The organism is Pseudomonas sp. s4 (assembly GCF_046764235.1).
GTDB lineage: Bacteria > Pseudomonadota > Gammaproteobacteria > Pseudomonadales > Pseudomonadaceae > Aquipseudomonas > Aquipseudomonas asiatica.
In genome coordinates this window covers 5,754,976-5,767,747 of sequence record NZ_CP177209.1, presented here as the reverse complement: position 1 = coordinate 5,767,747, position 12,772 = coordinate 5,754,976, and the positions used below count along the sequence as shown (strand labels likewise).

Below are 12,772 nucleotides of genomic sequence, written 5' to 3'. Positions count from 1 at the left end.
CTGCCACCCTCTTGTTTGACAGCAGGTGGTGATAGTTCCTGATCCACCCCTGAACGCAGATTCACTCGAAGATCCTAATCTAGGTCGCGAACTTCGCACTGAGGCTTAATGATGTGTCGCCTGAGCCGGCCCTTTCGCGGGCATGCCCGCTCCCACAGGTACGGTGCAAGTCATGAAGCTTGTGGTGATCCTGTGGGAGCGGGCGCGCCCGCGAATAGGCCCGGCCAGGCACTCGAGAATTATCAGGGGGTTGAACAATGACAACAGAAGACACCCAAGCCGCATCGAGCCTGGCATCCCGTGCAGGGACGCCCGTGAGCAGTCGTCGGAGTTGATGGGTAATGTCCGCGAATTGACCATTACCGGGCTGATGGATGAGAAGCCGATGATGATCTGGGCTGCCCATTACCTGAGTGCGATGGCCAAGGCACTGATGGATGATGCTGAGTTGGGGATGAAGCAGTGAGGGTTTGGCTTCCGATTGAATGAACACCTGTCAGCCCAACCCCAGCCCCCATAAAAAAAAGGAGAGCCGAAGCTCTCCTTTTTTCGTTAACAACCCTCAACCTCAGCCAATGGTCATCAGGCTGGCATTACCACCGGCAGCAGCAGTGTTCACACTCACTGCCCGCTCGATCACCAGGCGCTCCAGCGCAATCTGGTGGTCGCCGCTGGACAGCCCGTGCACACCCACGATCGCCCCGGCACGCTTGGCCACCTGCTGGCACACGCCGCGCAGCTGGTCCGAGTCGCCATGGTGGATCACGGCGTCGAACGCCACTTCATCCTTGTTCCAGTCCGCCACCAGCTTGACCTTGGCCTGCAGCTCTCGCGGCAGGCGGGCACGCAGGGCTTTGCCCGGCTCGCCGTCCGCCCATACCGCCGAGCTGCCAACAGCCAGCACTGCGGCGAACTGCGCCAGCAGGTCGGCTTCGTTATCGGCCAGGCACAGCACGTGCTCCCGCGGCAGGATGGTGTAGCTGTTGCGCTCGCCGGTCGGGCCTGGCAACAGGCGGGCGATGCCGCTCTGCGACTGGCTGGCGAACTGGCTGCACAGCGTGGCGAGGTCGGACAGCTGGTTGCTCTCGGCCCATGCCTTCAGGCCGTGCAGCGGCTTGATCAGCTGTTCGTGCAGGGCGCGGTCAGGCTTGCCTTCGCCGTCCTGTTGCTGGAAGTGGCGGCCAATCGCGTCGGCCGGGCGGGTCGACAGCAGGCGGTACAGGTACAGCGGGCCGCCGGCTTTCGGGCCGGTGCCGGACAGGCCTTCACCACCGAACGGCTGCACGCCCACCACTGCACCGACGATGTTGCGGTTGACGTACATGTTGCCGGCGTTGGCGGTTTCCACCACCTTGGCGATGGTCTCGTCGATGCGGGTGTGCACGCCGAGGGTCAGGCCGTAGCCGGAGTTGTTGATCTGCTCGATCAACTGGTCCAGGTTGCGACGGTTGTAGCGCACCACGTGCAGCACCGGGCCGAAGATTTCACGCTTGAGCTCGTCGAAGCTCTCCAGCTCGATCAGGGTAGGCATGACGAAGGTGCCGCGCTTGAGCTCGGCAGCATCGGCAATGGCCACCTGGTAGACCGAGCGACCTTTCTCGCGCATGCCCTGGATGTGCTTCTCGATGCCGGCTTTGGCTTCGGCGTCGATCACCGGGCCAATGTCCACGGCCAGGCGGTCCGGGCAGCCCAGGCGACTTTCGGCCATGGCACCCTTGAGCATTTCGATCACGCGGTCGGCGGAGTCTTCCTGCAGGCACAGCACGCGCAGTGCCGAGCAACGCTGGCCGGCGCTGTCGAAGGCCGAGGACACCACATCGATCACCACCTGTTCGGTCAGTGCCGAGGAGTCGACGATCATCGCGTTCTGGCCGCCGGTTTCGGCGATCAGCGGGATCGGGCGGCCCTGGTTGTCCAGGCGGCCGGCGACGTTGCGCTGCAGCAGGCGGGCCACTTCAGTGGAACCGGTGAACATCACGCCCTTGACGCGCTCGTCACCCACCAGGCCGGCACCGACGGTTTCACCGCGGCCAGGCAGCAGCTGCAGCACGCCTTCAGGAATGCCGGCTTCCAGCAGGAGGCGCACGGCCTGGGCAGCGATCAGCGGGGTTTGCTCGGCCGGCTTGGCCAGTACGGGGTTGCCGGCGGCGAGCGCTGCGGCTACCTGGCCGGTGAAGATCGCCAGCGGGAAGTTCCACGGGCTGATGCACACCACTGGGCCCAGCGGGCGGTGGGCGTCGTTGCTGAAGTCGTTGCGTGCCTGCACCGCGTAGTAGCGCAGGAAGTCCACGGCTTCACGCACTTCGGCGATGGCGTTGGCGAAGGTCTTGCCGGCTTCGCGGATGAGCAGGCCCATCAGCGGCTGGATTTCGGCCTCCATCAGGTCGGCGGTGCGTTCCAGAATGGCGGCGCGCTCGGCAGGCGGGGTGGCCTGCCAGATCGGAGCGGCATTCAGTGCGCACTGGATGGCGTTGTCGACGTCGGCGACCGTGGCTTCCTGAACATGGCCGACCACGTCGCGGTGGTCCGCCGGGTTCAGGACCGGTGCGGCGGTGCCTTCGCTGGCAGCGCAGGCCAGCAGTGGCGTGGCTTTCCAGTCGTTGTGGGCGGTGGCCAGCATGGCGCAGGACAGCGATGCCAGGCGGTGTTCGTTGGCCATGTCGATGCCGGCCGAGTTGGCCCGCTCGCTGCCATACAGCTCACGCGGCAGCGGGATGCGTGGGTGCGGCAGGCCGATGCTGCCTTCCTGGGTGCCCATGCGCTCGATGCTGGCGACCGGGTCGGCGACCAGTTCCTGGATGGAGATCGAGTGGTCGGCGATGCGGTTGACGAACGAGGTGTTGGCGCCGTTTTCCAGCAGGCGACGCACCAGGTAGGCCAGCAGCGTTTCGTGGGTGCCGACCGGTGCATAGACGCGGCACGGACGGTTCAGCTTGCCTTCGGAAATCTTGCCGACCACCTGCTCGTACAGTGGCTCGCCCATGCCGTGCAGGCACTGGAACTCGTACTGGCCCGGGTAGTAGTTCTGACCGGCAATGTGGTAGATGGCCGACAGGGTGTGGGCGTTGTGGGTGGCGAACTGCGGGTAGATGGCTTCTGGCACGGCCAGCAGCTTGCGGGCGCAGGCAACGTAGGACACGTCGGTGTACACCTTGCGGGTGTAGACCGGGTAGCCTTCCAGGCCTTCGACCTGGGCGCGCTTGATTTCGCTGTCCCAGTAGGCGCCTTTCACCAGGCGGATCATCAGGCGGTGGCGGCTGCGCTTGGCCAGGTCGATGACATAGTCGATCACATACGGGCAGCGCTTCTGGTAGGCCTGGATTACGAAGCCGATACCATTCCAGCCGGCCAGAGAAGGCTCGAAGCACAGGCGCTCGAGCAGGTCGAGCGACAGCTCCAGGCGGTCGGCTTCTTCGGCGTCGATGTTCAGGCCGATGTCGTATTGCTTGGCCAGCAGGGTCAGCGACAGCAGGCGCGGGTACAGCTCTTCCATCACGCGCTCGTACTGGGCGCGGCTGTAGCGCGGGTGCAGCGCCGACAGCTTGATCGAGATGCCCGGGCCTTCATAGATGCCACGGCCATGGGAGGCCTTGCCGATCGAGTGGATGGCCTGCTCGTAGGACGCCAGGTACTTCTGTGCGTCGTGCTCGGTCAGTGCGGCTTCGCCGAGCATGTCGTAGGAATAGCGGAAGCCCTTGGACTCGAAGCGGCTGGCATTGGCCAGGGCTTCGGCGATGGTTTCGCCGGTGACGAACTGCTCGCCCATCAGGCGCATGGCCATGTCGACGCCCTTGCGGATCATCGGCTCGCCGCTCTTGCCGATGATGCGGGTGAGCGAGGAGGTGAGGCCGGATTCGTTGTGGGTAGACACCAGCTTGCCGGTCAGCAGCAGGCCCCAGGTGGCGGCGTTGACGAACAGCGACGGGCTGTTGCCCAGGTGCGGCTGCCAGTTGCCGGTGCTGATCTTGTCGCGGATCAGCGCGTCACGGGTGCCCTTGTCGGGGATGCGCAGCAGGGCTTCGGCCAGGCACATCAGTGCCACGCCTTCCTGGGACGACAGCGAGAATTCCTGCAGCAGGCCCTGAACGATGCCGGCACGACCGCCAGCGCTCTTCTGGTTACGCAGTTTTTCGGCGATGCCGGCGGCCATCTTGTTGGTCGCTTCGGCCAGCGGGGCGCTCAGGCGCGCCTGCTCCAGCAGCATCGGTACCACTTCCTGTTCGGGGCGGCGGTAGGCGGCGGTGATCGCCGAGCGCAGCACCGACTGCGGCAGGATGCTCTCGGCGAACTCGAGGAAGCACTGGTGGCTGTGGTCGGGCTGGACCTCTCCGGCATCGTCGGCCAGGTTGCTGGCATGGCCGTTGAGTTCGGTCAGGGTGGCACCACCCTCGAGCTTCTCCAGGTAGTTGAAGATCGCTTGCTTGATCAACCAGTGCGGGGTGCGGTCAATCGACTGCGCAGCTGCCTTGAGTCGCTCACGGGTCGGGTCATCGAGTTTGACCCCAAGGGTGGTCGTCGCCATTTCTTATCCTCGTTATTGCCACGGTTGTGGCCTAAGCTGGCGCCAAGAGTAGCTGTAGGACAATTCGGGTGCAACCAGGTGCAACCCGAATTTTTCATGGAAAAGGTGCAACTCGTCCGACCGTCATTTCCATGCCCGGAAAAGGGTCGTTTTCGGTGCGTTTTATTCTGAAAAGCGAGGTTGTTGCTCCCAAAAGGAGCAAAAAATCAGATTTGTCTGAAAATGCACGAGAAGGTGCAACTTGCAAATGAAAAATGGTTGCACCCGCTTTGCGTTGTTGCATAGGATTCGCCGCCTGGGTGCAACCGCCATGGCTGCGGTTGTGCATGACATAAAAACAAACGCCAGGGCACACGCATGGGCAATCCACTAACGATCACTTTCGTGGTCTATATCGCGGCAATGGTGCTGATCGGCTTCGCCGCCTATCGCTCCACCAATAACCTTTCCGACTACATCCTCGGCGGCCGCAGCCTGGGTAGCGTGGTCACCGCGCTTTCCGCCGGCGCTTCCGACATGAGCGGCTGGCTGCTGATGGGCCTGCCGGGCGCCATCTACTTCTCAGGCTTGTCCGAAGCCTGGATTGCCATCGGCCTGACCGTCGGCGCCTACCTGAACTGGTTGTTCGTCGCTGGTCGTCTGCGCGTGCAGACCGAGCACAACGGCGATGCACTGACGCTGCCGGACTACTTCTCCAGCCGCTTCGAAGACAACAGCGGCGTGCTGCGGATCATCTCGGCCATCGTGATCCTGGTGTTCTTCACCATCTACTGCGCCTCCGGCATCGTTGCCGGTGCCCGTCTGTTCGAGAGCACCTTCGGCATGCCGTACGAAACCGCCCTGTGGGCCGGTGCCGCTGCAACCATCGCCTACACCTTCGTCGGTGGTTTCCTGGCGGTGAGCTGGACCGATACCGTGCAGGCTTCGCTGATGATCTTTGCGCTGATCCTCACCCCGGTGATCGTGCTGATCTCCACTGGCGGCTTCGATACCACCTTCGCTGCCATAGATGCGGTCAACCCGGCCAACTTCGACATGCTCAAGGGCGCCACCTTCATCGGCATCATCTCGCTGATGGGCTGGGGGCTGGGCTACTTCGGCCAGCCGCATATCCTGGCGCGTTTCATGGCCGCCGACTCGGTGAAGTCGATCGCCAACGCCCGCCGTATCTCCATGACCTGGATGATCCTGTGCCTGGCCGGTACCTGCGCCGTGGGCTTCTTCGGCATCGCCTACTTCTCGGCGCACCCTGATCTGGCGGGCCCGGTCACCGAGAACCACGAGCGTGTGTTCATCGAGCTGGCCAAGATCCTGTTCAACCCATGGATCGCCGGTGTACTGCTGTCGGCCATCCTGGCGGCGGTGATGAGTACCCTGAGCTGCCAGCTGCTGGTGTGCTCCAGCGCCCTGACCGAAGACTTCTACAAGTCCTTCCTGCGCAAGAACGCTTCGCAGGTCGAACTGGTGTGGGTCGGCCGCCTGATGGTGCTGGCCGTCGCCCTGATCGCCATCGCCATGGCCTCCAACCCGGAAAACCGCGTGCTGGGCCTGGTGGCTTACGCCTGGGCCGGCTTCGGTGCTGCCTTTGGTCCGGTGGTGTTGATTTCGGTGCTGTGGAAAGGCATGACCCGTAACGGCGCACTGGCCGGTATCGTGGTGGGTGCACTGACCGTGATCCTGTGGAAGAACTTCGACACCCTCGGGCTGTACGAAATCATCCCGGGCTTCCTGTTCGCCAGCATCGCCATCTTCGTGGTGAGCAAGCTGGGCAGCCCGTCGCAGGCAATGGTCAAGCGTTTCGAGACTGCTGATGCGGCGTATCACGCTGACAAGTAATACCCGTTGAGTCGGCGGCGCCTGTTTCGCGGGTGAACCCGCTCCCACAGGGATTGCACAGAACTCAAATTCTGTGAGGTGCCTGTGGAAGCGGGTTTACCCGCGAAACAGGCGCCGCCGATCAGCAGCCAGGCCCTGACTCCGCCTGCAAGGCAAGGTAAACTTGCCACCCCCGCAGGAGTTGCCATGAACTATCGTCACGCCTTCCACGCCGGCAACCACGCCGACGTCCTCAAACACATCGTGCTGACTCGCCTCATCGCCCTGATGTCGCGCAAGGAGCAGCCATTCGCCTACATCGATACCCACGCAGGGCTCGGTCTGTACGATCTGCAGGGCGACCAGGCAACCCGCACCGGCGAGTACCTGGAAGGTGTCGCCCGCCTATGGAATCGCGATGACCTGCCGGCCATGGCCGACGACTATCTGCGTATCATCAAGCGCCTGAATGCCGATGGCGAGCTGCGCTACTACCCCGGTTCGCCCGAGCTGGCTCGCCGCCTGATGCGCCAGCAGGACCGCGCCCTGCTCAACGAGAAGCATCCCGAAGACGGGCCGCTGCTCAAAGAGAACATGAAGAAAGACCCGCGCGTGTTCGTGCACCTGGGCGAAGGTTGGCATGTGCCGCGGGCCTTGCTGCCGGTGCAGGAAAAGCGCGCGATCATGTTGATCGACCCGCCGTTCGAACAGGCTGACGAGCTAAAGCGCTGCACTACCGCCATGAAAGAGGCGATCGGCCGCATGCGCCAGACTGTCGCGGCCATCTGGTACCCGATCAAGGACCAGCGCTCGCTGACCCGCTTCTACCAGGACCTGACCAGCACCGGCGCACCGAAACTGCTGCGGGTCGAGTTGTATGTGCACCACCAGGACAGCCCGCAGGGGCTCAATGGCTCAGGTCTGGCCATCGCCAACCCACCGTGGGGGTTGGAAGAAGAGCTCAAGGAGCTGCTGCCATGGCTGGCCAAAGAGCTGGCGCAAACCGCCGGCAGCTTCCGCATGGACTGGCTGATCGCTGAATAATATTGCTTGCCTGTACCGGCCCCATCGCCGGCAAGCCAGCTCCCACAGGTACAGCGCGGGCCTCAAGGTCGGTGGTGTACCTGTGGGAGCTGGCTTGCCGGCGATGAGGCCAGTACAGGTTGCCGCGTTGCGCACATGTTTGCGTTATAATCCCGCTCTTTAGCCGCCACCCGCCCAAGAGGCCGCTGGCGCATTTCTACCGAATGAAGAGGCTAATCCCTTGGCATTGACGATTCTTGGCCTGTCCGGCGCCCTTAGCCATGACCCTTCCGCGGCCTTGTACATTGACGGCAAACTGATTGCCGCCGCCGAAGAAGAGCGCTTCGTGCGTGACAAGCATGCGAAGAACCGCATGCCCTACGAGTCGGCGAAGTTCTGCCTGGAACAGGCTGGCATCAAGCCATCCGACGTCGACGTGGTAGCCATCCCGTTCGCCCCGATCAGCCTGTTCGGCAAGGCGCGCTGGCATTATGCCAAGCGCTACTGGTACGCCCCGGATCGCGCCCTCGACGCTATTCTGATGGGCAACCGTCGCTACAAGCGCTACCGCAAGAAGATCGTCTGGTGCCTGGAGCAACTGGGCTTCGACCCGAAAAAGGTGAAGATCGAGCCCGTCGAGCACCACCTGGCCCATGCCTCCAGTGCCTACCACTGCTCGGGGTTCAAGGAAAAAACCGCAATCCTCGGCATCGACGGTAAGGGCGAATACGCCACCACCTTCTTTGGCTACGGCGAAAACGGCAAGATCCACAAGATCAAGGAATTCTTCGACCCGGACTCGCTTGGCGGCCTGTACGGCGCAATCACCGAGTTCCTCGGCTTCGAGATGCTCGATGGCGAGTTCAAGGTCATGGGCATGGCGCCGTATGGTGACGCCAGCAAGTACGACTTCTCGCGTCTGGCCAGCTTCGAAAACGGCGAACTGGTGATCAACACCGAATACGCCAACGTCATTGGCCTGCGCCGCTATAAAGAGAAGGGCAAGGGCTTCTACTTTTCGCCGAAACTGATCGAGTGGCTGGGCCCCAAGCGCGAAGGGGACATCGCCGACGAGCCGTACATCCATTACGCGGCCAGCATGCAGGCACTGTTCGAAAAGATCGCCCTGCAGATGATCGACCACTACCTGGGCGACATCCTGCGTGAAACCGGCAAGCTGGCCTTTGCCGGCGGTTGCGCGCTGAACGTCAAGCTCAACCAGAAGATCATTGCCCGCCCAGACCTGAAAGAGCTGTTCGTTCAGCCGGCTTCCGGTGACGCCGGTACCGCCGTGGGTGCTGCCGCCTACGTTTCCCACGCTCGTGGCGTACCGGTCGAGAAGATGGAACACGTCTACCTCGGCCCTTCGTACTCCAACGAAGACGTGATCGCTGCCTGTGCCCGTCACCCGAACGCACCGAAGTGGCGCAAGCTCGACGACATGCCGCAGCGCATCGCCAAAATCATGGTCGATGGCAACCCGGTGGCCTGGTTCCAGGGCCGCATGGAATTCGGCCCCCGTGCCCTGGGCGGCCGTTCGATCATTGGTTGCCCGAGCGTGCCGGGCGTAGCCGACCGCATCAACGAGCAGATCAAGTTCCGCGAACGCTGGAGACCTTTCTGCCCGTCGATGCTCGACACCGTCGCCCCGCAGATGATCAAGGTCGACCACCCGGCGCCGTTCATGACCTTCACCTTCGAAGTGGCTGAAGAGTGGAAGACCCGCGTGCCGGAAGTGGTCCACGAGGACGGCACTTCGCGTGCCCAGGTGCTCAAGCGCGAGTACAACCCGCGCTACTACGACATGATGAAGGCACTGGAAGACCTGACGGGCAACGGAGTGTCGCTAAACACCTCGCTGAACCGCCGTGGTGAACCGATGATCTGCTCGCCGACCGACGCCCTGAACATGTTCTTCGGCTCGGACCTGCAGTACCTGATCATGGAAGACATCCTGGTTGTGAAGGACGGCGCGGCCCCGTATGACCAGCCGCTCTGAACCGCGCATCCTGCAGTTCTGCCATGGCTATGACGGGCCGTTCCTGGACTGCGCCCGTCAGTACGCCAGCCTGTTCCAGGGGCGTGGCTACCAGGTCACCACGGTGTTCCTCACCGGCGCCGCCGACCCGCAGGTAGCGGCTGGCTGTGCGTCGGACGAGGTGCTGTTCCTGGAGTTCAGCTCCAAGGCTGTGCGCGGCCTGAAACTCGGCGCCATCCGTGCATTGCGGCGGATCGCCGCCGAGCGCAATTTCGCCTTCTGCATCGCCCATCGCTTCAAGCCGATCTACGTGGCGTTGCTGGGCACCGGCTTGCCGGTGATCGGCGTGCACCATGCTTTCGGTGACTACGAGCGCAAGGGGCGACGCATCTTCGCCAACCTGTTCAGCAAACGCCTGAGCTTGCTGGGCGTGTCGGACGCAGTGCGTGACGACATGCGCCGCTGTCTGCCGCAGTGGCCGGCAGAGCGTATCCAGACCTTGTACAACCGCATCGACATCGACGCCCTGCAAGCGGCCCTGGTGCCACGCGCCGAGGCCCGTCAGGCCTTGGGGCTGGACGCACAGGCGTGGATTGTCGGTAACGTCGGGCGCCTGCACCCGGACAAGGACCAGGCCACCCTGCTGCGTGGCTTTGCCGAAGCGCTACCGGGGCTGCCGGCTGGCGCCCGCCTGGCAATCCTTGGCAAGGGGCGCCTGGAAGCCAGGCTCAAGGCCCTGGCCGCCGAGCTGGGCATTGCCGGGCAAGTGGACTTCCTTGGCCAGGTGCCGGATGCGCGCCGTTACTTCCAGGCATTCGACGTATTCGCCCTGAGCTCCGACCATGAGCCGTTCGGCATGGTCCTGCTCGAAGCCATGGTCGCCGGTGTGCCGGTACTGGCCACGGCCTGTGGTGGTGCCCGCGAAGTGGTGGAGGGTGTTGGCGTGCTGTTCCCTCTGGGCGATGCGGGGCAATTGGCCCAGGGCCTGAAACACATGGCTGTGCTCGATGGGCAGCAACGCCAGGCCTGTGCCGAGCACATGCTGCAGCGCCTGCGTGAACGCTTTTCCGACCAGGCGGTGCGCGAAGCATTCTGGCAACTGCCGCAAGTCCGCGCGTTGGTGGGGCAGGCCTGATGCTCAACCGTATCCAGGCCTTCCGCGAACGCGGTTGGCAAGTTATCGACGCCAAGGCCTATGCCGAGGCATGGGCCCGGTTTGGTGGCAGTGTCGCCACCCATCCCCAGGTGGTCGAGCAGCTGGCGGACCTGGCGCAGATCCCTGTGCGTTATCTGGGCTGGCACCAGGCCGGCGAGCTGAAAGCCGCCATTCCTACCTGGGGGCGCCACCTTGCGCTGTCCAAGGACGTGCTCAAGCGTGCCGGCAAAAAGGCCCTGTTCGACCTGGGCAACGCCGAGATCATCCTGCCGGCGGCGGCCGATGCCGCTGCACCGTTGCGCCATGCCGCGCGCTACCTGTCCGAACTGAACCAGGGCCGCTTCAGCGGCCTCAAGGCGCAGAAGGAACAGCTGGCCATGGCCCGCGCCCACGAAGACCTGTCGAAGAAGTTCCGCTACAACCAGCGCCGCGAACTGCGCCTGCTGGAAGAGGCGGGCGGTGTGGTGCGCCCGATCGGCGACTTCAGCGCGCAGGAAATCGCCAGCATGTACTGCGACCTGTTCCAGCGCCGCTGGGGCTTCCCTGCCACCGGTGCCGAGCGCATGGCCGAGGTGCTGGAACGCCTGCGCGAGCTGCTGATCGGCTCGGTGCTGCTGTTGGACGGCAAGCCGATTGCCATCCAGCTGGTTTACCGTGTCGAAGCGCCGGAATGGATCAGCGTCGAGTACATCAATGGTGGTGTCGACCCTGAAACCAAGGCCTTCAGCCCCGGCAGCGTGCTGAGCTTCCTCAATACCCAGGCCGCCTGGGAAGACGCCCGTGCGCGCAACAAGCCGCTGCGGTTCTCGTTCGGCCGTGCCGACCGCGAGTACAAGGACCGCTGGTGCAACCCCGTGCAGGTGTATCAGGCGTGAGTCGCAAGCAGCAGTTGCTCAAGCGCCACCGGCGCAACAAGCGCCTGGGCCTGTTGGCGGGCCTGGTCGCGCTGGTGGCCATAGGTGCGTTCAGCTGGTGGTGGTTGCCACTGCTGCTGTTGCCGCTGTTGTGGGCGGCCCACGAGGCCTGGTTTGCCGACCACCTGTTCTACGCGCCAGGTGAGGACTACGCCTACGACTTCGGCGAGTTGACCCGGGAGGCTCCTGCCAGCCTGAGCGGCGGCTTGCTCAAGGCTGAGTGCGTGCTGCAGGGCAACGAAACCCTGGTCCTCGAGCTGCGGGTAAAAAGCAGCTGGATGGGGCGCTTCCTGGACCCGCAGGTCGAGCTGGTGGCTGGCGAGCAGGCCGACCGGCAAACCTTCGAGCGTGGCGTCGATGGCGTGCGCTTCCTCAACCTCACCGGCCTCGCCGCACCTCTGCAGGCTGGCGCGTTGCGCCTGCGTGGCCGGCATTGCCGGCTGGCGGGCCAGCCGCGCTTGTGGATAACCCCGGCGGTCGAGCTGCAACGGCGCCGGGTGATGGTGATCGCGCCGCATGCCGATGATGCCGAGCTGGCCGCTTACGGCCTTTACAGCCAGGCCGACGAAACCTGGGTAGTGACCCTGACCGCTGGTGAAATCGAGGCCGAGCACTATCAGCAGATGGGCTTGGCAAAGGCCGAGGCCGCGCGCCTGAAGGGCCGCCTGAGGGCCTGGGATAGTGTCGCCGTGCCACGCTGGGCCGGTGTGGCGGAATCGCGTTGCGTGCAGCTGGGCTACTTCTGTCTGCAACTGCCTGCCATGCAGGCTGCGCCAGACCAGCCGGCCGCTTCTCGCGAGGCCGACCTCGCCGACATTCGCGTATTCCGCCGATTCAACCCGTTCCCGCTGCCGGCCGATGTCGATGGCGCGCCGACCTGGCGCAACCTGCTCGCCGACCTGCGGGCCTTGCTGGAAATGGCCAGGCCAGAGGTGCTGGTGATGCCGCACCCGCAGCTCGACCCGCACCCCGACCACATCTGTGCCCAGGCAGCGGTGCTGGAAGCCTTGCAAGGCCTGGCCTGGCAGCCGCAAACCCTGCTGTGCTACGCCAACCACCTGCATGACAACGACCGCTGGCCGATGGGCGACAGTGGTGATGGCGTGGCCCTGCCGCCACAGCTGGAAGCTGTCCAGGCCTGGGCTCCTTGCAGCCTGGTACTGGACCTTGCGACCCAGCGCGACAAGGCCATGGCCCTGGGCATGATGCACGACCTACAGCCGCCAGCACCGTTCAAACGCCGCCTGCGCCGCTTGTTGCAGCGCTGGTTGGCCGGGCGGCGGTCGTCGCCTTACGGCGAGAACGAATTCTTCCGCAAGGCCGTGCGCCGACATGAACTGTTCTGGCGGCGTGAGCTGTAGGCG

The 12,772-nt window shown here is 64.0% G+C and carries 9 protein-coding genes; 7 read left to right on the top strand and 2 right to left on the bottom strand.

Annotation, left to right across the window (positions count from 1 at the left end; all coding sequences use genetic code 11):
• Positions 1 to 214: 214 nt before the first annotated feature.
• Positions 215 to 466: a DUF3077 domain-containing protein gene (locus ACK56M_RS26785; RefSeq protein WP_043936290.1), complete on the top strand. Its 252-nt coding sequence runs from the start codon at positions 215 to 217 to the stop codon at positions 464 to 466.
• A 102-nt stretch (positions 467 to 568) separates the two neighbouring features.
• Here the strand turns inward: ACK56M_RS26785 and putA are convergent, their stop codons facing one another.
• Together putA and ACK56M_RS26775 are read right to left on the bottom strand one after the other, a co-directional pair.
• Complete coding sequence (putA, locus tag ACK56M_RS26780) at positions 569 to 4,522, bottom strand: trifunctional transcriptional regulator/proline dehydrogenase/L-glutamate gamma-semialdehyde dehydrogenase (RefSeq protein ID WP_411959151.1); 3,954 nt, start codon at positions 4,520 to 4,522, stop codon at positions 569 to 571.
• A gap of 94 nt (positions 4,523 to 4,616) precedes the next feature.
• A complete protein-coding gene (locus ACK56M_RS26775; protein WP_137108938.1) occupies positions 4,617 to 4,805 on the bottom strand; it encodes a hypothetical protein in 189 nt (62 codons plus the stop codon).
• 74 nt (positions 4,806 to 4,879) lie between these two features.
• Between ACK56M_RS26775 and putP the strand changes: the two genes are divergently transcribed.
• The 6 genes from putP to ACK56M_RS26745 all read left to right on the top strand — a co-directional run bounded on the left by putP (position 4,880) and on the right by ACK56M_RS26745 (position 12,769).
• Positions 4,880 to 6,358: a sodium/proline symporter PutP gene (gene putP / locus ACK56M_RS26770; RefSeq protein WP_015272040.1), complete on the top strand. Its 1,479-nt coding sequence runs from the start codon at positions 4,880 to 4,882 to the stop codon at positions 6,356 to 6,358.
• A gap of 186 nt (positions 6,359 to 6,544) precedes the next feature.
• Positions 6,545 to 7,381: a 23S rRNA (adenine(2030)-N(6))-methyltransferase RlmJ gene (locus ACK56M_RS26765; protein WP_013974483.1), complete on the top strand. Its 837-nt coding sequence runs from the start codon at positions 6,545 to 6,547 to the stop codon at positions 7,379 to 7,381.
• Between the two features lie 220 nt (positions 7,382 to 7,601).
• Complete coding sequence (locus tag ACK56M_RS26760) at positions 7,602 to 9,359, top strand: carbamoyltransferase (protein ID WP_015272039.1); 1,758 nt, start codon at positions 7,602 to 7,604, stop codon at positions 9,357 to 9,359.
• Positions 9,343 to 10,473, top strand: coding sequence for a glycosyltransferase (locus ACK56M_RS26755; protein WP_015272038.1), 1,131 nt, complete (start codon positions 9,343 to 9,345; stop codon positions 10,471 to 10,473). The genes ACK56M_RS26760 and ACK56M_RS26755 overlap by 17 nt, the downstream gene beginning before the upstream one ends.
• Positions 10,473 to 11,369: an antimicrobial resistance protein Mig-14 gene (locus tag ACK56M_RS26750; RefSeq protein ID WP_015272037.1), complete on the top strand. Its 897-nt coding sequence runs from the start codon at positions 10,473 to 10,475 to the stop codon at positions 11,367 to 11,369. Before ACK56M_RS26755 ends, ACK56M_RS26750 begins: the two co-directional genes overlap by 1 nt.
• Entirely contained in the window at positions 11,366 to 12,769 is a 1,404-nt protein-coding gene (locus ACK56M_RS26745) for a PIG-L deacetylase family protein (protein WP_015272036.1), read from the top strand. Before ACK56M_RS26750 ends, ACK56M_RS26745 begins: the two co-directional genes overlap by 4 nt.
• Positions 12,770 to 12,772: the final 3 nt, after the last annotated feature.

Coding starts and splice junctions, on each gene's coding strand:
- ACK56M_RS26775 (WP_137108938.1), bottom strand. CDS start 4,805: ATGCAACAACGCAAAGCGGGTGCAACCATTTTTCATTTGCAAGTTGCA.
- putA (WP_411959151.1), bottom strand. CDS start 4,522: ATGGCGACGACCACCCTTGGGGTCAAACTCGATGACCCGACCCGTGAG.
- putP (WP_015272040.1), top strand. CDS start 4,880: ATGGGCAATCCACTAACGATCACTTTCGTGGTCTATATCGCGGCAATG.
- ACK56M_RS26765 (WP_013974483.1), top strand. CDS start 6,545: ATGAACTATCGTCACGCCTTCCACGCCGGCAACCACGCCGACGTCCTC.
- ACK56M_RS26755 (WP_015272038.1), top strand. CDS start 9,343: ATGACCAGCCGCTCTGAACCGCGCATCCTGCAGTTCTGCCATGGCTAT.
- ACK56M_RS26750 (WP_015272037.1), top strand. CDS start 10,473: ATGCTCAACCGTATCCAGGCCTTCCGCGAACGCGGTTGGCAAGTTATC.